18 protein-coding genes and 1 riboswitch are annotated in these 19766 nt (G+C 40.4%); of the genes, 14 read left to right on the forward strand and 4 right to left on the reverse strand.

The window, feature by feature from the left end; genetic code table 11:
- The first annotated feature begins 68 nt into the window (after positions 1-68).
- The 14 genes from glmM to phoU (FZC40_RS01675) all read left to right on the forward strand — a co-directional run bounded on the left by glmM (position 69) and on the right by phoU (FZC40_RS01675) (position 15459).
- Positions 69-1406 (forward strand): phosphoglucosamine mutase, encoded by a 1338-nt coding sequence (gene glmM, locus FZC40_RS01605; protein ID WP_148602200.1) that lies wholly within the window; start codon positions 69-71, stop codon positions 1404-1406.
- Positions 1407-1711: 305 nt separating this feature from the next.
- Positions 1712-3535 carry a glutamine--fructose-6-phosphate transaminase (isomerizing) gene (glmS, locus tag FZC40_RS01610; RefSeq protein ID WP_148602201.1) on the forward strand — a complete coding sequence of 608 codons (1824 nt, stop codon included), beginning with the start codon at positions 1712-1714 and terminating at the stop codon, positions 3533-3535.
- A 631-nt stretch (positions 3536-4166) separates the two neighbouring features.
- Positions 4167-5657, forward strand: coding sequence for a DEAD/DEAH box helicase (locus FZC40_RS01620; RefSeq protein WP_148602202.1), 1491 nt, complete (start codon positions 4167-4169; stop codon positions 5655-5657).
- 35 nt (positions 5658-5692) lie between these two features.
- A complete protein-coding gene (locus FZC40_RS01625) occupies positions 5693-6301 on the forward strand; it encodes an NUDIX hydrolase (RefSeq protein ID WP_148602203.1) in 609 nt (202 codons plus the stop codon).
- On the forward strand, positions 6279-6821 hold the full coding sequence (locus tag FZC40_RS01630) for an HD domain-containing protein (protein ID WP_148602204.1): 543 nt from the start codon (positions 6279-6281) through the stop codon (positions 6819-6821). Before FZC40_RS01625 ends, FZC40_RS01630 begins: the two co-directional genes overlap by 23 nt.
- 543 nt (positions 6822-7364) lie before the next feature.
- Positions 7365-8264 carry a phosphate ABC transporter permease subunit PstC gene (gene pstC / locus FZC40_RS01635; RefSeq protein ID WP_243135728.1) on the forward strand — a complete coding sequence of 300 codons (900 nt, stop codon included), beginning with the start codon at positions 7365-7367 and terminating at the stop codon, positions 8262-8264.
- A 1-nt stretch (position 8265) separates the two neighbouring features.
- The gene (pstA, locus tag FZC40_RS17690; protein WP_148602206.1) at positions 8266-9471 is read left to right on the forward strand and encodes a phosphate ABC transporter permease PstA; all 1206 of its coding nucleotides are present in this window, start codon (positions 8266-8268) and stop codon (positions 9469-9471) included.
- 8 nt (positions 9472-9479) lie between these two features.
- Complete coding sequence (gene pstB, locus FZC40_RS01645) at positions 9480-10238, forward strand: phosphate ABC transporter ATP-binding protein PstB (RefSeq protein ID WP_148602207.1); 759 nt, start codon at positions 9480-9482, stop codon at positions 10236-10238.
- Positions 10239-10253: 15 nt separating this feature from the next.
- Positions 10254-10952, forward strand: coding sequence for a phosphate signaling complex protein PhoU (phoU, locus tag FZC40_RS01650; protein WP_148602208.1), 699 nt, complete (start codon positions 10254-10256; stop codon positions 10950-10952).
- A gap of 209 nt (positions 10953-11161) precedes the next feature.
- Positions 11162-12046 (forward strand): phosphate ABC transporter substrate-binding protein, encoded by an 885-nt coding sequence (locus tag FZC40_RS01655; protein WP_148602209.1) that lies wholly within the window; start codon positions 11162-11164, stop codon positions 12044-12046.
- 102 nt (positions 12047-12148) lie between these two features.
- A complete protein-coding gene (gene pstC / locus FZC40_RS01660) occupies positions 12149-13051 on the forward strand; it encodes a phosphate ABC transporter permease subunit PstC (RefSeq protein ID WP_186843851.1) in 903 nt (300 codons plus the stop codon).
- Complete coding sequence (gene pstA / locus FZC40_RS01665; RefSeq protein ID WP_148602211.1) at positions 13048-13926, forward strand: phosphate ABC transporter permease PstA; 879 nt, start codon at positions 13048-13050, stop codon at positions 13924-13926. Before pstC (FZC40_RS01660) ends, pstA (FZC40_RS01665) begins: the two co-directional genes overlap by 4 nt.
- A 56-nt stretch (positions 13927-13982) precedes the next feature.
- Entirely contained in the window at positions 13983-14738 is a 756-nt protein-coding gene (gene pstB / locus FZC40_RS01670) for a phosphate ABC transporter ATP-binding protein PstB (RefSeq protein WP_148602212.1), read from the forward strand.
- A 16-nt stretch (positions 14739-14754) separates the two neighbouring features.
- Positions 14755-15459 carry a phosphate signaling complex protein PhoU gene (gene phoU, locus FZC40_RS01675; protein WP_148602213.1) on the forward strand — a complete coding sequence of 235 codons (705 nt, stop codon included), beginning with the start codon at positions 14755-14757 and terminating at the stop codon, positions 15457-15459.
- 52 nt (positions 15460-15511) lie between these two features.
- Here phoU (FZC40_RS01675) and FZC40_RS01680 read toward each other — a convergent pair whose 3' ends face one another.
- Genes FZC40_RS01680 through FZC40_RS01695 form a run of 4 tightly spaced genes read right to left on the reverse strand, consistent with a single transcriptional unit; the run spans position 15512 to position 19438 of the window.
- Positions 15512-16717: an aspartate kinase gene (locus FZC40_RS01680; protein ID WP_148602214.1), complete on the reverse strand. Its 1206-nt coding sequence runs from the start codon at positions 16715-16717 to the stop codon at positions 15512-15514.
- A gap of 32 nt (positions 16718-16749) precedes the next feature.
- Positions 16750-17505 carry a 4-hydroxy-tetrahydrodipicolinate reductase gene (dapB, locus tag FZC40_RS01685; RefSeq protein ID WP_148602215.1) on the reverse strand — a complete coding sequence of 252 codons (756 nt, stop codon included), beginning with the start codon at positions 17503-17505 and terminating at the stop codon, positions 16750-16752.
- Between the two features lie 11 nt (positions 17506-17516).
- The gene (gene dapA / locus FZC40_RS01690; RefSeq protein WP_148602216.1) at positions 17517-18395 is read right to left on the reverse strand and encodes a 4-hydroxy-tetrahydrodipicolinate synthase; all 879 of its coding nucleotides are present in this window, start codon (positions 18393-18395) and stop codon (positions 17517-17519) included.
- 44 nt (positions 18396-18439) lie between these two features.
- Positions 18440-19438 (reverse strand): aspartate-semialdehyde dehydrogenase, encoded by a 999-nt coding sequence (locus FZC40_RS01695; RefSeq protein WP_148602217.1) that lies wholly within the window; start codon positions 19436-19438, stop codon positions 18440-18442.
- 91 nt (positions 19439-19529) lie between these two features.
- A riboswitch (Lysine riboswitch) is annotated at positions 19530-19702 on the reverse strand.
- Positions 19703-19766 lie beyond the last annotated feature (64 nt).

A 19766-nucleotide genomic window follows, 5' to 3' on the forward strand; every position in this document is an offset into this window, starting at 1 on the left:
GCTGATAAAGCAAGGTCAAATTGTCTTAAAATCTGAGATAAAACAAAGCAAATTAGGAGAAAACATAGATGGGAAAATTATTTGGAACAGATGGGGTTCGGGGTATTTTTGAAAAAGAACTGACTTTGGATTTAGCGTATCAATTGGGGCAGGCAGGCGCAGCTGTTTTAGGAGCCGGAAGGCATCAGGCAAAGATCGTGATTGGTATGGATACTCGTATTTCTGGGTGTGCTTTAGAGAAATCTTTAGCAGATGGTATTATGTCTGTCGGGGGAGAGGCCATTCTCGTTGGCGTATTGCCGACTCCAGCGATAGCGGTGATTACCAGAGAAGTAAAAGCAGATGCTGGAATTGTTATTTCGGCTTCCCACAATCCTTTTGAATTCAATGGAATTAAATTCTTCAATAACCGGGGTTTTAAATTACCAGATGCGATAGAAAATGAAATTGAAAATATTATTTTAGAAAAAAAAGAAATTATCCTCAAAAATGGCGGCATCAGCAGGCGCCTCGAAAGACCTGAGATTTATTATACAAATCATATAAAAAAGGCAATGAGTGGCAATTTAAGCGGATTGAGGGTAGTCCTGGATTGTGCCAATGGGGCAGCCTACATCATTGCACCAGAATTCTTTCAAAGCTTAGGCGCAGAAGTGATTGTCATGGGAAATAAACCCAATGGCAAAAACATTAACGATTGCTGCGGCTCTACCCATTTGGGACCATTGCAAAACCGCGTGATTCAAGAAAAAGCAGATATTGGAATTGCTTTTGATGGCGATGCTGATCGCTGTCTGGCTGTCGATAATTTTGGAAATGTGATTGATGGTGATAAAATCATGAACTTGATTGGCCGCAAAATGAAAATAAAGAATGTCTTGAAAAGAGATACTGTGGTTGTGACCGTGATGAGCAATATTGGACTGGATATGGCATTGAATGAAGTGGGTTGTAAAAGTATAAAAACAGACGTTGGTGATCGCTACGTTCTAGAAGCAATGATTGAAGGTGATTATAACCTTGGTGGCGAACAATCCGGACATTTAATCCTTTTGGATCACAACACAACCGGTGATGGGATGCTGACAGCGCTGATGCTTTTAGAATTATTGCGGGATGAATCACGGGATGCCAAAACGTTGGCGGATTTAATGACGGTATATCCGCAAATATTGGTGAATGCCAAGGTTGAAAATAGAAGAAAACAGGATTATATAAATGACGATCTCATTCAAAAACGAATTCATGAAGTTGAGACACATTTTCAAGGTCAGGGTAGGGTATTAATCCGGCCATCCGGTACTGAACCGTTGGTTCGGGTGATGATTGAAGGAAAAAATCAGGAAGAATTGACCGTTATCGCCAATGACCTGGCATCATTGATTGAACAGCGTTTAGGCGTGTAATAACTTTATAACAGTTTAAATCTTTTAAGAAGTGGGGGCTTTGGCGCTCATTTCTTTGTATTGGGAAAGCTTTTATGTTAAAATCATAACGTATGTTTTTCATGGTTTATAATTTTAATTGGGCCGCTGACCATGAAGCATTCAAAAAGCGCCAGAACTCAAGTGAAGGTCCACACATGATTTGAGTTGACGAGGACAGGGAGTATCGAAAATTCGGCGGATGCCCTGAAAGATAGCTGTACAAATCCGAAAAGTGATTTTCAAAACAAAAACAGCTTCAATTAAAGATAGAATAGGTGAAAAAAATGTGTGGAATTGTAGGTTATATTGGTGACAAGCAGGCACAGGAAGTTTTATTAGAAGGACTTTCACGATTGGAATACCGAGGGTATGATTCAGCCGGGATTGCGACCATTGAAAATGGCGTGATTCGGGTAGAAAAGAAAAAAGGGCGGCTAAAAAATCTAGAAGATTTTTTAGCAAAAGAACCACTTGCGGGAAACGTTGGAATTGGTCACACTCGCTGGGCAACGCATGGCGTGCCTTCTGATGTGAATGCTCATCCTCATTGTAGTTTGAATAATGAGATTGCGGTGGTCCATAATGGGATTATTGAAAACTACATGGCGCTTAAAGAAGAATTGATCGGTTTGGGTCATCAGTTTATTTCAGATACGGACACTGAAGTCATCGCGCATCTGCTCAATGAGCTTTACACCGGGGATATTGTCGAAACAATTCAAATGGCTCTGAAACGATTAAGAGGTTCTTATGCATTGGGAGTTCTTTGTGCAAATGAACCGGATAAAATTATCGCGGTAAGAAAAGATAGTCCCTTGATTGTTGGATTGGGACAAGGGGAAAACTTCATTGCCTCAGATATACCAGCCATCCTGAAATATACAAAAAATGTTTATCTGCTTGAAAACGGCGAGATGGCAATTCTGACCAAAAATGACATTAAAATTCTAAATGCTAAAGGTGAAACCGTCAATAAGGAAGTCTTTGTAGTTGATTGGGATCCGGGAGATGCTGAAAAAGGCGGTTACGATCATTTTATGATGAAAGAAATGATGGAACAGCCCAAAGCGATGAATGATGCCATAACAGGGCGTTGTAGCGGAAACAGCGTTTTATTCAGTGGACTTCACTTGGATTCTGAAATGATGAAACACATCAATCGCATTCAAATTGTGGCTTGCGGAACAGCTTACCACGCCGGGATGGTGGGTAAATACTACTTTGAAAAATTTGCAAGAGTCAGCGTGGAAATTGAAGCGGCCTCGGAATATCGCTATAAAAATCCCATTGTGGATAAAAACACCCTGTTGATTGTTATCAGTCAATCCGGGGAAACAGCGGATACGCTTGCCGCCATTCGGCTGGCAAAGGACAAGGGAGCCTGGGTTTTAGCCGTTACAAATGTTGTGGGGAGTTCGATTGCCAGAGAAGCTCAGGATGTTATTTATACTAATGCCGGTCCAGAGATTGCTGTTGCTTCCACTAAAGCTTATGTCACACAGGTGGGGTGTATGCTTTTACTGGCTTCCTATCTGGGGCAGCTAAATGGAAAACTGGGAGAAAATGATGCTGCCCGTTTATGTCATGGTTTATCCATCACTTCAGGACTAATTGAAACGGTATTAGACAACCAGGATAAAATAAAAAAATTCGCAGACGCAAACCATGAAATTTACGATTTGTTTTATCTGGGTCGTGGCCTTGATTATTGTACCTGCCTTGAAGGATCATTAAAACTTAAAGAAATTTCTTATATTCATTCTGAAGCTTATGCGGCCGGAGAACTCAAACATGGTCCCATTGCGCTCATCGATGAGGGAACCATCGTGGTGGCGGTCTGTACTCAAGAACATGTTTTCGAGAAAATGCTCAGCAATATAAAAGAAGTCAAGGCCAGAGGCGCTTATGTTTTAGCGATTGTCCAGCAAGCTCACGAAGAAATAGCATCTGAGGTTGATGAAGTCTGGACCATTCCTAATATGGATGATGATATCACACCGATTCCCACCGTAGTTTATCTTCAACTGTTGGCTTATTATTTGGCGGTTGCCAGAGATTGCGATGTCGATAAACCAAAAAATTTAGCAAAAAGTGTGACGGTTGAGTAGTTTATAAAGACAAGATATAGTAATTGTAGCTGCGCAAAAAATGACAAAAACCGCTTGATTTTCAAGCGGTTTTAATGGCGTTTCGTAAGAGTCTGGTTAGCTGAAAAAAAATTTACTGGTTACAAACAAAGCGGATGATCGCGATATTATCAGGATCATCCGCTTTGTTTAATTTATTTTAGTAATTGAGAAATTTTAACAATTTTAGTATGTTCAATCGGTTCCCAGTTTTCAATCGGTTTTAAGAAACAGACAACATTAATGGGGATCCATGAGACAAGGTAAAGCCAAAAGGAAAACATCGATATATTATTTAGTTGTCGAATCTTCTTACCCTCTAAAAAATTATTCGAAGGAATCTAATTTTTACAGATTTCATCAGAAATGGTGCTTATTATTGACAAATACATCATTTAAGGTTATGCTATAATATATGTTATAAAATATAACGAGTATAGCACGATAAATGAGTTGCTTCATGCAGATGGAGAAAAAATGGTGACGCATTTTAAAATTACAAAAATCAGTTTATAGAACACGATGTATTGTTAGCTGTATCTTCTGAGTTTTTCCAGTGGATACAGCTTTTTAAGTAGTAAAAAATGAGAACAGGAAAGAATGAGAATAAAGAATGACAACAAACAATTTTAATGATTACCCAATTAGTGATGAGATTTTAAAAGCAATTGAAAAATTAAATTTCAAAAATCCGACAAAAGTTCAAAAAGCAGTAATCCCTCTGGCCCTGGAAAAAAAGGATCTTTTGTGCAAGGCGCAAACTGGAAGTGGAAAAACGGCGGCTTATGGGATTCCTATTTGCGAGCTATTGGATTGGGATGAAAACAAACCCCAGGTGCTGGTCCTTACGCCAACTCGTGAGTTGGCAATACAGGTGCGAGAAGATATTTTTAACATTGGGAGATTTAAGCGGGTGAAGGTGTCGGCTCTTTATGGAAAATCGCCGATCAGACGTCAGGAAAAAGAACTGAAGCAGAAAACCCATGTGGTGGTAGGAACTCCCGGCCGGGTGATGGATCATATTGTCAGAGGAACATTTATCACCGATGAAATTAAATATTTGGTGATTGATGAAGCGGATGAAATGCTAAATATGGGCTTCATTGATCAGGTTGAAGAAATAATCAATGAAATGCCAGAAAATCGTGTCACCATGTTGTTTTCGGCAACTCTGGATTCAGAAATACAGCGTCTTTCGAAAAAATACATGAATGATCCTCAAGTCATTGAAATTGAAGCGGAAGCTGCAAGAACTGATGCGATTGAACAATTTGTCTACAAGATTGGCAATGAAGACAAACTGGATATGCTGATGGACGTATTAGTGGTTGAAAACCCCGACAGCTGCATTATATTTTGCAATACGCAAGAGCGGGTGAATGCCATCTATAATATTTTTGAAAAAAACAGCAAAGCCTGTGAGAAAATACATGGTGGCATGGAGCAGGATGAACGGACGCAGGTAATGTACCGCTTTAAAAAAGGTGCGTTTCGATACCTAATTGCCACAGATGTTGCAGCCCGTGGGATTGATGTCCATGATATCTCTCTGGTTATCAATTTTGATGTGCCTTGGGAAAAAGAAACCTATGTCCATCGGATTGGACGAACAGGACGTCAGGGAATGACCGGAAAAGCTATTACGCTTGTTTCCTATAAAGAAGGACGTTATTTTTCTGAGATCGAAAAATACAGCGAAAAAGAAATCGTTGAAAAGGAATGTCCGACAAGCAGTACAATTGAGTCATTAAAGCCTGCTTTCCTTGAAAAACTTCACGAAAAACCAGAAGAGAAAGTGGATAAAGCGAATGATTTAACGAAAGAAATTATGAAGCTTCATATCAATGCCGGTAAAAAAACGAAGATGCGACCCGTCGATATCGTCGGAACCTTATGCAATATTGAAGGAATGACGGCGGCGGATATTGGGGTCATTACGATTTTGGATGTTTCAACTTTTGTGGAAATATTAAACAATAAAGGCAGCCATGTATTAAAAGAATTGCAAGTGAAAAATATCAAGGGACGACCTCGAAAGGTTACCATCGCTGAAGATAAACCGGTAACGGTGCAACGAAATAGACCAATTCGACGTTTCTATTAATTCGCTAAAAAAACATGATTTAAAAGAGGTCCAGGATGCATTATCAAACAGCCATTTCAAATTTTAAAACCAGTTCCGCTCAGGAAGAAGCTGATAAAAAAACAATTTTGATGTTTATTGAAAAAAACGATCAGGATGTGTTATTGCGCGAAAATAAAATTGCTCATCTCACCAGTTCAGCCATGATTTTCAACGAAACAATGGATAAAGTCCTGATGGTCTATCATAATATTTACCGGTCCTGGTCCTGGACCGGAGGACATGCTGATGGTGATAAAGATTTACTTTATGTAGCGATGAAAGAAGCGAAAGAAGAGACCGGATTAACGCAAATTAAAGTTTGTTCCGATAAAATAGTTTCATTGGATATATTGCCGGTTTTCGGTCACATCAAAAAAAACAAAACGGTTTCCGCCCATTTGCATTTATCGGCGGCCTATGTTTTGCAGACTCAAGAAGATGAACCGGTGAAATCGAAACCGGATGAAAACAGCGGCGTTTTGTGGATTCCGATTAAAAAGCTGACCGAATACGTGAGCGAACCCCATGTCCAGGTTGTTTATGATAAAATATTCGATAAGGTCTTTAATCAATCATTTTTAGAGGAAGAAGGAGATTGCCATGTCAGTATTAAAAGCTATTGAGTTTTCAGCGAATGCCCATTTGGGCTATTTTAGAAAAGGGTCAAAAGTCCCTTATATTACCCACCCGTTTGAGGTGGCAAAAATATTAGCAGCGGCTGTTGATTCTGAAACCAACGAAGCTTTAATCTGTGCCGGCCTTCTCCATGACACGGTGGAAGATACGGAAACAACCATGGAAATCATCCAGCAAGAATTTGGCGCGGACGTAGCTGCTTTGGTGGCCTCTGATTCTGAAGACAAAACTCTTTCATGGGAAAAACGCAAACAAAATACCATTGACTTTCTTAATAACGAAGCCACCCTTGACATGCAGTTGCTTGCCTGTGCAGATAAATTGGCGAACCTGAGAAGTATCAAGAAGGACTACGCCATAATAGGGGATGAGGTTTGGAATATTTTTGTTCGCGGCAAAGAAAAACAAGCCTGGTATTATAAAGGCGTTCGTGATTCCCTGAAATCGTTGGGTGAGTTTTCAATGTATCAGGAATTCAATCAACTGGTTCAAGAGATTTTTGATTAGCAAAATTAATAGTGGAGAACATAAAAGCAGAGAGATTGAATTTGTAAATCGGCTCTGTTTTTTATTTAACCTGTTCTTAACATTCTCTTAACATTTGCAAAACCTTTTATTGATCAGTTCTTGGTATAATAATTATTCGAGGAATGACAATCAGGGAATTCTAAAGGAGAAAAAATGTCAAAATTTTAAAAAGAGCTTTAGTGTCACTTCTGATTGGCGCAACGGTATTGATTTTTGCAGGTTACCGTTCAACGTCGGTACAAAGTGAATGTTGACGGCGTAAAAGCATCGGTTGACAATGTTCTTAATAAAACTTATACTTTATCCTGACCATACTTAATATTCTATGACGAAAAGAAAATGGATCCGGCAACACTTGCTTTCATTGATTTCCTTATGAGTACCGATGGTCAGAAGCTTGTAACACAAGAAGGTGGAATAATAATATCAAAATAGAATTTTATGAAATCATTCTCAGGCTCCGCTAAGGAGCCTGCGTTTTGGGAAATTTACCCGATGGTAATAATAATAAAACCTGCGGGAATGAAAAGGAGCGTTTTTTTGGAAGCGATCAAACGTAAAAAATTGAAAGAAAAAATAATTGAGAACATTTTTCTCATTTGTGCGTGTGTAGCGGTTATCAGCCTTTTAGCGATAACATTTTTTGTGTTTTATAATGGATTAAAACCATTCGTTTCCAATAGCTATTCACTGTGGAGCTTTTTAACCGGGGTAGAATGGCGGCCCGGATCAAACTTGTATGGAATTTTATACATGTTTGTGGGGTCGATCTTTGCAACCTTAGGGGCCATTATAATCGGCGTGCCAGTTGCCATTCTGACTGCCGTTTTTATTGCCGAGTTGGCGGGATCAAAGGTTGGGAAACTGATTCGTTTTGCCGTTGAACTACTGGCTGGAATTCCTTCTGTTTTATATGGCGTTTTCGGATTGGGAATTATCGTTCCATATGTTTTAAAAATTTCGCCGATGGCTCAAGGGGAATCATTGTTGGCAACTATTTTAGTGTTGGCCATTATGATCTTGCCGACAGTGATCAGCATTTCGGAAACGTCATTAAGTACAGTACCCATGGAATATCGAGAAGGTTCCTATGCTTTAGGCGCATCTAAAATTCAGACGATCTTCCGAGTCGTTATACCAGCAGCACGATCAGGAATTATGACTGGAGTTATTTTAGGAATTGGTCGTGCTATTGGAGAAACTATGGCGGTTATGCTGGTTTGTGGAAATCCGATTGCCGGGATTCCGACCAGTATCTTTAGTCAGATACGGCCTTTGACAACCAACATCGCTCTAGAAATGGGATATGCAGCCGGAGTTCATCAAGAACTGTTGTATTCCACCGGAGTGGTTTTGTTTATCTTTATTATGATTATTAATTTTACAGTTAATAAATTGGTAAAAGCAAAGGTGGGTAGTTAGTATGGGTCGAAAAATGAAAGATGTTCTGGCCAAAAGTATTATCTATCTGGCGACGGGCATCACACTATGTGTTCTGCTTTTTATCGTTGGTTTTATTTTTGTTAAAGGGATCAGTTTGGTGAATTGGGACTTCTTGACACGTGATTACAATGAAAAAGTATTTTATGCTTTTGTTCAGGAAGAAGTGGTGCCAATGACCATCGACGCAGCGTCGTTGAGTCAAAAAGATCCATATGATAAACGCTATGAGTCTTCTTTAGAAGGACCGATCTATATCGAAAATATTGGAGCAGCTGTTTCCAAAGTAGCTTACAAAAACAATGCTACCGAGAAAGAGCAATTTGTCTTTTCCTATATTGAAAAAGATTCACCACTTTTAAGTGCAACAGATTCGACCGGAAAAAAACTGAGCATTGGGACAGACTACATATTGGAAAGTATCAATGGAACAGATTTTGAAGGTCTCTCTTTAGAAGATGTTGCCGCCCAAATTAATCATGAAACAGGTGAGCTGAAGATCAAAGTGGTTCAGCCAGGCGGAGGAGTAAGATCTAATATTATTACAACCTTATATATGGTTTTAGTATCGCTTCTGATCGCACTGCCGTTAGGTATTTTTGGTGCCATTTATTTAACTGAATATGCAAAACCGGGGAGACTTGTGAATATCATCCGTTTCGCGGCTGAATGCCTGGCGGGAATTCCTTCCATTATATTTGGACTATTTGGAATGGCGTTTTTTGTTGTTGCTTTAAAGTTCCAAATATCTTTATTATCGGGGAGTCTGACAGTGGCAATTATCTTGCTGCCCGTTATTATTCGAAGTACCGAGGAAGCTTTGAAAACAGTGCCGACAGCTTTTAGAGAAGGGTCCTTAGCTCTCGGGGCCACAAAACTTCAAACTATTTTCAAAGTGGTTCTGCCCTGTGCGGTACCCGGTATTGCTACTGCGGTGCTCCTTAGTATTGGTCGGGTAGTTGGCGAATCAGCAGCACTGTTATTTACCGCTGGGACGGTTGCTCAAATTCCCGGAACTCTTTTTTCTCCAGGCAGTACTTTAACGGTTCAAGCCTATTATGTGGCGAAAGAGGAAGGAAATATTGAATTAGCCTGTGCGATAGGGATTGTTATTATTGTGATTGTTATTGTACTGAATATTTTGTCGCGGATCACTTCCGACAAATTGAATGTCTTTAATAAAAAATGAGGAGTAAGATGAACAAAAAAATAAAGTTTAACACTAAGAATCTTGATTTGTATTATGGGGATTTTCAAGCTCTTAAGTCAATCAATCTGGAAATATATGAAAAAGAGGTTACCGCGTTTATCGGACCATCCGGGTGCGGGAAATCGACTTTTTTGCGTTGCCTGAATCGGATGAATGATCTGATCGATTCGGTAAAAATAGAAGGTGAGATTATCTTTGAAGGTCAGGATATTAATGGCGATATCGATGTCATCAATCTTCGAACCCGGGTAGGAATGGTTTTTCAAAAACCAAATCCTTTTCCGATGAGTATTTATGAAAACATCGCCTATGGTCCAAAATGCCAGGGTGTAAAAGACAAAACGCAATTGGATACCCTGGTAAAAGAAAGTCTTGTCAAAGCAGCACTGTGGGAAGAAGTGAAGGATCGACTGAACAAGTCCGCGCTGGGCCTTTCAGGCGGACAGCAACAGCGTCTTTGCATCGCGCGAGCCATTGCCATGCAACCAGAGGTTATCTTAATGGATGAACCGACATCCGCCCTGGATCCTATTGCCACTGCAAAAATTGAAGATCTGATGTCGAAATTAAAGAAAGACTATACGATTATTATTGTGACTCATTCGATGCAACAGGCAGGTCGAATTTCCGATAAAACTGCTTTCTTTCTAATGGGAGAAGTGGTAGAATTTAACGAAACACCGGTGATTTTTACAAATCCTGCTGATAAACGAACAGAGGACTATATTACAGGACGTTTTGGATGATAAAGGAGGTATACAATGCGAACAGAATACAATAAAGAATTGCAAATGATTAAAGATGAAATTTTGTTAATGTCCACGATGACAGAAAAAATGTTGTCAGATTCAGTATTTGCCCTTAATTCAAAAGATGTTGAATTGGCAAAAACGGTGATTGACCGGGATGATTTGGTAGACGCAAAGGAAATTGAACTGCAGTTAGTGGTGAGTAAGATTATTGCGACACAAAGCCCGGTAGCGACTGACCTCAGACGATTGGCTTCAACCTATAAAATCATTACCAATCTGGAACGAATTGCGGATTTGGCGGTAAACATATCTAAACGTGTGATCGAGCTCTCAAACGAAGTTTATATGAAGTCTTTGATTGATATTCCGTTGGAATGTGAATTAGCGGAAAAATTGTTGAAGCTTTCAATTCAGGCATTTATTCATGAAGATATCAGCCGATTAAGAGAAGTTGTTGATTTAGAAAATGAAATAGATGACACAAATGAATCAATTAATAGTGAATGCATGGCCTATATGATGAAAGATGCGAAAAATATTCATCAGGGAACAGTATTTTGTCTCATTGGAAGTTACCTCGAACGAATCGGGGATCATGCCACTAATATTTTTGAAACAGTCTTTTATATTGTAACGGGAAACTACATTGATTTTAACGATCTTGATGATCAGACAATTAATGAAACGTTAGGGTTGGAACAAACGTAAAAATGAGCATAAAAAAGTCGAAATGTCTAAAAGCTGATTTCTGTAATATACAGAAGTCGGCTTTTTTTTAAGTGTGCCCATTATTAATAAATCCAATTTAACAAACGCTTTACATAAAGTTTACAGAGTAATGCTATTTGCTGAAACGAAAAAAATATATATTTAGTTATGAAGTTAAGAAAAAAAAGAAAAAAAGGAGAAACTAAAAAATGAAAAAGATTTTCGCACTTTTTATGGCAGTAGTACTTGTCGGTATTACTATGACTGCATGTTCCACGAATACCAAAAGCAGTACCGGTTCAACAACGACATCAGAGGTTACAGGTAGTATAACAGCTGCAGGTTCTTCAGCCCTTGCACCCCTTGTTCAGGTTGCCGCTGATAATTTTCAACAGCTTAATCCTAAAGCTTCAGTCAATGTTAGTGCTGGGGGATCAGGCACAGGCCTTACACAGGTTGCTAACAAGTCCATTGATATCGGAAATTCTGATGTAACAGCCGAGTCAAAACTTACCGCAGATCAGGCCGCAACGCTTAAAGATCATCAGATTTGTGCGATCGGTGTTGCTGCAGTTGTTAATTCTGATGTAACCGTAACTAACCTTTCGAAACAACAACTAAGCGATATTTTTACCGGAAAAATCACTAACTGGAACCAGGTTGGGGGAGCGGATGAAGCGATTACTCTTATCAGCAGGCCTGAGTCTTCTGGTACACGTGCCCTCTTTAAACAATATGCGCTGGATAATGCTGTTGAATCAAGCAACACCGCTTTGAGCAGTGATGATTCTGGTACACTTGAAACGAATATCGCCAGCACCAAAGGATCGATCGGTTATCTTGCTTTCTCATACCTTGTTGGCAAATACGATGTCAAAAAGATGAGTATCGATGGCGTAGCCCCGACGTTGGAAAATGTTTATAATGGCTCATATCCAGTGTGGGGTACTGAACATATGTACACTAATGGCGATGCGACGGGCGTAACTAAAGCATTCCTGGATTATATGGGAACCGACACTTTCCAGACCCAGATGGAAAATCTAGGATATAATGTCATCAGTAAAATGACCACCGCAGCAGGAAAGCATTAATCAACTTCAAAATTAGCTTATTAAATTCAAATACAGATTGTATTGTAAAACCAAAGGTCAGCGGCTAAATGTCCGCCGACCTTTAGTTTTGAAAGAAAGTTGGTGATTTGTTTGATAGAAAAATTAAAAAAAGAGTACCTTGGTCGTTCGATCGTGACGTTGTTAGGTATTGTTATTATATTAGTGACACTTTCGATCACTGGATTTTTGTTTTATAAGGGCCTTGGCACTTTTGTTACCTATAATCACAGTGTCTGGGAGTTCCTTTTTTCATCGGATTGGAAACCGGCCGACAACTTTGATGGCGGCGGTAAAGTGGGGGCTGCTATTTTCATTGTTGGTTCGTTACTGATAAGCTTCCTGGCTTTGCTGATCGCAACGCCATTTAGTATTGCATCAGCAGTTTTTATGACTGAGATTTCACCGATACTTGGAAAAAAATTGCTGCAGCCGGCAATCGGAATATTTGTCGGGATTCCATCAGTGGTTTATGGCTGGGTTGGCTTGACAGTTCTGGTACCGGCGATTGCCCACGTTTTTAATCTACCTTACGGTTTTAGCGTGCTGGCAGGGGGAATTGTCCTGGCACTGATGATCTTTCCGACCATTACAAGTGTTTCGGTTGATGCGATTGAAAATGTTGATAATGGGTATAAAGAAGCCTCTTATGCATTGGGAACGACAAGGTGGCAATACATTTATAAGGTCATGCTGCCAAGCGCGACGTCCGGTATTCTCACCGGTGTTATCCTCGGGCTGGCAAGGGCTTTTGGCGAAGCACTTGCGGTAGCGATGGTTATCGGGAAAATGCAGACATTTCCAGACAATATCCTTTCGGCAACAAACAACATGACAGCAGAGATTGCGTCTGACATGGGTAACTCGGCACAGGGAGGAGAGTTCAATGATGCCCTGTGGTCCATGGCACTCTTGCTTCTGATCATCTCATTCATATTCATATTGATTATGCGGATAATCGCCAAAAAGGGGGAAGAAGTTAAATGAAGAGTGAACATAAAAATGCTATTGTAGCAGATAAAATTGCTACGGTCATCCTTTATTGCATTGCCGGATTCTTTCTCCTATTACTAGCAGGATTTACAGCCTATATTATTGTGAAGGGGATAATGGCATATCAGCCGGGAATTTTTAGTTTTGAACGGACTGGAATCGGCGTCGAGCTTTTCAATACCGTTTATCTGGTACTGATTTCGCTTATTATCAGTGTACCGATTGGCGTGGGAGCAGGGATTTACATGGCTGAATATGCGAAAGCCGGCAAAGTGACGAACTATTTGCGTATTTGTATTGAAACACTCTCGTCTTTGCCGTCGATTGTTATTGGTTTATTTGGATATCTTGTTTTTATCTATATGACAGGGTCAAAATACAATCTTTTTGCTGGTGCGCTGGCGGTGTCGATTCTCAGTCTACCGTTGCTTACAACCGTTACTGAGGATGCGATCAGAGCAGTACCAAGTATTTACAAAGAAGGCAGTTTAGCGGTTGGAGCCACACATTGGCAAACCATTGTACAGATTTGCTTACCGGTTGCCACCCCAAGAATAATCACCGGGGTTATCCTGGCTGCCGGCCGGGGTTTTGGTGAAGCGGCGGCACTGCTTTATACCGCCGGTATGAGTTCCAATGTGAACCTAAATATCTGGAATCCCTTTGACCCAATGTCGCTGCTCTGTCCTTTCAGGCCAGGGGATACTCTGGCGCTGCACATCTGGGCTCTAAAAACAGAATCGATGACGCCAAACGCCGATCAAATTGCCAATTTCTCAGCAGCGGTATTGCTGGTTTTGATCTTTGCATTCAGTTTAGGATCTCGCCTTCTTGGGGCCAGATTAGATCGGAAAATGTCGGGGAAGTAGTCTGATCGCTGCAGATAAGTTAGATTTTTTAATTAGCATTAAAGATAAGGAGTAATATGGACAAAATAAAGTTTGATACAAAAAGCTTAGATTTGTTTTATGGCGATTTTCAAGCACTCAAATCGATCAATATAAAAATATGCGAAAATGAAGTCACCGCTTTTATTGGGCCTTCAGGATGTGGCAAGTCAACCTTTTTACGTTGCTTGAACCGGATGAATGATCTCATCGATTCGGTTAAAATGAAAGGTGAGATTATCTTTGATGATAAAGATATTAATGGCGATATTGATGTCATCAATCTTCGAACCCGGGTGGGAATGGTTTTTCAAAAACCAAATCCTTTTCCGATGAGCATTTATGAAAACATTGCCTATGGTCCAAAATGCCAAGGGTTGAAAGACAAAACACAATTAGACACCCTGGTAAAAGAAAGTCTGACAAAGGCAGCTTTATGGGAAGAAGTGAAGGATCGACTGAACAAATCCGCCCTGGGACTTTCAGGCGGACAACAGCAGCGACTTTGTATTGCGAGAACGATTGCCATGAATCCGGAAGTTATTTTAATGGATGAGCCAACATCCGCTCTGGATCCCATCGCCACTGCAAAAATTGAAGATTTGATGTCAAGTCTAAAAAAAGATTATACCATTATTATTGTCACCCACTCGATGCAGCAAGCGGGACGTATTTCCGATAAAACGGCATTCTTCCTGATGGGAGAAATCGTTGAGTTTGATGAGACACCTAAAATTTTCACAAATCCAAATGATAAACGAACAGAAGACTATATTACGGGCCGTTTCGGTTGATAAAGGAGATACAAAAATGCGATCACAATATAATGAAGAATTACTGAAGATAAAAGAAGAAATATTGTTGATGTCCACGATGACAGAAAAAATGTTGTCAGATTCAGTATTGGCCCTTAATTCAAAAGATGTTGATTTGGCTAATAGGGTGATTGACCGGGATGATTTTGTCGACGCAAAGGAAATCGAACTGCAGTTAGTGGTCAGTAAGATTATTGCGACACAAGGCCCGGTAGCGACTGACCTCAGACGGTTGGCTTCAACCTATAAAATCATTACTAATCTGGAACGAATTGCGGATTTGGCGGTTAACATTTCTAAACGGGTGATCGAGCTTGCAGAGGAAGTTTATATGAAACCTTTGATTGATATTCCGTTGGAATGTGAATTAGCTGAGAAATTGCTGAAACTTTCAATTCAGGCATTTGTTAATGAAGATATCAGCCGACTAAGAGAAGTTGTTGATTTGGAAAATGAAATTGATGACACAAATGAAGCAATTAATAGTGAATGTATGGCCTATATGATGAAAGATACGAAAAATATTCATCAGGGAACAGTATTTTGTCTTATTGGCGGTTATCTGGAACGAATCGGGGATCATGCCACTAATATTTTTGAAACAGTCTTTTATATTGTAACGGGAAACTACATTGATTTTAACGATCTTGATGAGCAGACAATTAGTGAAATATTAGGGTTGGAACAAACCCAAAAATAAATATAAAAAAAGCCAGGATTAATAAATTCCTGGCTTTTTTTGTTGAATTATTTTAAAGATCAAATGCTTTGGCTGTCTCCGTGACGGCGAGTTCTCGATCTTTTGATTTGATGATACAGCTAATGCGGATTTCCGACGTTGTAATCATCAGCATCTGGATATCATTGTCGGAAAGAAGTTGGAAAAATTTGGCGGCAACTCCGGATTGGCTCCGCATGCCAACGCCAACGACTGATAGCTTAGAGACGTTTTCATTTATCAAAATACGGATACCGGGATGTTTTTCTTCAAAGGCCGACAGAATAATTTTTGCATCTTCCAAATCTGAGGTCGGAGCGGTAAATGAAATATTGATGAAACCGTCAATCGGAGCACTTTGACTAATCATATCAATGTTAATGCTTTTATTGGCTAGTTGGCTAAAGAAATGAGAGGTAATATTCAGATCAAAAGGAATATTACGGATGGTAATCATCGTTTCATCATTATCGATTGCCAGCCCGGTTATGGATTGTCCTTCCATGTTATGTTCTCCTTTTTTGATGATTGTTCCAGGTAAGTCAAGCATGCTGGAAGCAACCAAAATTTTAGTATCGTATTTACTGCCGAGTTCAATGGCTCGAGGGTGCATGACGCCAGCACCCAGGCTTGCCATTTCCAGCATTTCTTCATAATTGACGGTATCGAGCTTTTTAGCCTGGGGGTATAGTCGGGGATCGACCCCATAGATTCCCTCAACATCGGTATATATTTCACAAGGCGCATCCAAAACACAGGCAAGCGCTACGGCACTGGTATCCGACCCGCCACGTCCAAGCGTGGTCACATCATCATTTTCATTGACGCCTTGAAAACCCGCAACAATCACAATTTTATCTTCATTTAAAGCATCAAGGATTTTGGTGGTGTCAATCCCTTCGATTCTCGATTTGGTGTGTCGGCCGCTGGTTCGAATTCCGACCTGCGGGCCGGTAAAGGAAATGGCATCGTGACCCATTGCCTGTAAGGCCATGGATAATAAGGAAATGGAGATTTGCTCACCGGTAGACAAGAGCCGATCCAGCTCACGTTTGGGCGGGGCTTTGCTGATGTCATAGGCGAGTTTTACCAGGTCATCGGTTGTTTTTCCCATGGCGGAGACCACGACCACAATTTGATGGCCGCTTTTTTTCTTTTCAATAATTCGCTTTGCAACGTTCTTAATACGTTCAACGGAACCGACTGATGTTCCGCCGTATTTTTGAACAACTATATTCATTGGAAATCCTTTCTTAAATCAAAATGATGTGTCTAGTCGCTTACCACCATGGACATATCGTATAGTCCGGGTTTCTTGTTAATAAGGTATCGAGCTGCCTTGACAGCCCCTTCAGCAAATACTTTTTTTGAAAGTGCCGTATGTTTGATTTCAATGAGTTCATCATTCCCGGCAAAAATAACGGTGTGTTCGCCGGGAATGGTGCCGCCGCGAATGGCATGAATACCGATCTCATTTTCGGTGCGTCGGCAATCTCGGCCGTGTCTTCCAAAGGTGTAGTCTTTTTTCTGAGCCAGTCCGCTATTGACGGCATCGGCTAGAAGCAATGCGGTACCACTGGGAGCATCGATTTTTTTATTATGGTGTTTTTCAATAATTTCAATATCAAATCCATCTTCCAGTTTCCCGGCGATATCTTCAAGTGCTTTTGCCAGAAGGTTGATACCAATGGACATGTTTGCGGTTTTAAATATCGGGAATTCTTTGGCGCCCTGGTCAATAGTCTGTAAATCTTCCTCGGATAAGCCGGTTGTAGCAACTACGATGGGAATTTTATGGGCTTTGGCATAAGCGAATATCGCTGGAAAAGCTTTGAAATGGGAAAAATCAATAATGACATCTACCTTTTCTTGACAGTTTTCTAAATTGGTATAAACGGGAAAGGGCAGGGACGTGTTTTCGAGATGATCAAACCCGGCGACAACTTCACAATCGGAAGTGGCAGCAATAATCTGTTGAAGCATGCTGCCCATAGCGCCGGAAACACCGGTGAGTAAAATATTTATCATATCCGTATCGCCTACAGCAGTCCGTAGGTTTTTAGATCAGCAATCAGTTTTTCTTTGTTGGCTTCTTCCATCTCGACGAGTGGCAGGCGCATTTCTCCGGTATCCAGGCCCATCAGCTCCATGGCGGTTTTAATCGGGATCGGGTTTGTTTCATAAAACATGGCGAGATTGACAAGATTTGTTTTAAATTGAAGTTCTCGGGATTTTTTAAGATCACCGGCCATGAAGCTGGCCACTAAATCGTGCATATCCCGGGGGATAATATTGGCAGAAACGGAAATAATACCTTTGCCGCCGACAGCCAAGATCGGCAGTGTCTGATCGTCATTGCCACTGTAAATGTCAAGATCCTTGCCACAAACACGGGCAATTTCGGTAATCTGACTGATATCGCCGCTGGCTTCTTTAACGGCTGCGACATTTTTGATTTTACTGAGTTCTTTCATGGTATTGACGGTGATGTTCATCCCGGTACGGCTGGGCACATTGTAGATGATTACCGGAATGGTAATCGCCTTGGCAATCGCCGAAATATGAGCGATGATGCCACGCTGAGTCGATTTATTGTAGTAGGGATTAATAATCAGAGCCGCATCAGCGCCGGCCTTTTCGGCTTCGATTGAAAGCCAGATCGAATAGGCCGTATCGTTACTTCCGGTACCGGCAATAAATGGAACACGCCCATTGATATATTTTCCTGCATCCTGAAGCAAATTCAGATGTTCATCATCAGTGAGGGTTGAGGTTTCACCGGTGGTTCCGGCAATGAGAAGGGCATCGGTCTTGTTTTCAATTTGCCAATCAATCAGTTGGTGAAATTTTTCAAAATCAATTTTGTTATTCTTAAATGGTGTTACCAGGGCAACACAACTTCCTGTAAAAATACTCATTTGGTTCTCCTTTTTTGTTTAAGATAGAATGGGGCAAAAAACAACTAGATTAATTCACGTTTAACAAGTTCAAAGGCAATTTGAACGGCATTGGTAGCGGCGCCTTTACGAATGTTATCAGCAACAACCCAAAGATTTAAGCCGTTGTCAACACTAAAATCCCGGCGAATACGCCCGACAAATACTTCATTTCGGTTTTCGGCAATTCTCGCCAGGGGGTAAATATTATTTTCCGGGTCATCCATCAGAACAATACCTGGAGCGTGGGCAAATAAATCTTTCACCTGATTCAATTCATAGGGCTTTTTCAGTTCCACATTAACGCTTTCGCTATGGCTGTAAAAAACGGGAACACGAACGGTGGTGGCGGTGATGCGGATATCATCATCATGAAGAATTTTACGCGTTTCATTAACCATTTTCATCTCTTCTTTGGTATACCCATTTTCCAAAAATGAATCGATATGAGGTAAACAGTTGCCGGCAATTTGGTGCGGATAAAATTTGTTTTCTTCACCTTTTAGACCATTTTCAAGATCGGCATAGCCTTTAACACCCGATCCAGAAACAGCCTGATAGGTTGAATAGACGATGCGTTCGATTCCGAAAGCATCCTGTAGCGGCTTCAGGGCCACCATTGCCTGAATGGTCGAACAATTTGGGTTAGCAATGATGTTTTTATGCCAGTCTAAATCTTCTGGATTAACCTCAGGGACAACCAAGGGCACCGTGGGATCCATTCGGAAAGCACTGCTATTATCAATGACAATTACACCTTTTGATGCGGCTATCGGTGAAAAACGGGCGCTGGTATCTCCGCCGGCAGAGAAAAGGGCAATATCAATATCCTGGTCAAAGGATTCGTCACAAAGTTCCTGAACCACGTATGGTTTTCCATTAAAGTTGATTTCTTTGCCAGCAGAACGGATTGATGCCATCGGAAAAAGATTTTTAACCGGAAATTTTAATTCCTCTAAAACTTCAAGCATTTTTTGACCAACCATTCCGGTGGCACCAACAACAGCAACATTATAAGATTTCATAATTCCTCCATAGTTTCGAAAATTAAAAAAAAGCCAGTATTTTTATACTAGCTAAAATTCAAAGAAAGACTCTCTAACGAGATTCAATTGTTTTTTAGATAGCACTCCATCAGTTGAATGATGACAGTCTTACTGATTTTAACAGTAAGCCCAGGAATTTGACGGCTATTCAAAATCCTTCGGCGAGCTTTCCTTTCATTACGCTTCATCCCATTTGCCATGGTTGACGTAATTAGTCATAAAGACCGCACCTCTATCAGTTTTATATTAAGTTCTGACCATTGTAACAATTATCAGTAATGATTTCAAGTATTACTTTTATTTTAAA

The sequence above is a fragment of the Acetobacterium tundrae genome (assembly GCF_008086615.1).
GTDB classification, from domain to species: domain Bacteria; phylum Bacillota; class Clostridia; order Eubacteriales; family Eubacteriaceae; genus Acetobacterium; species Acetobacterium tundrae.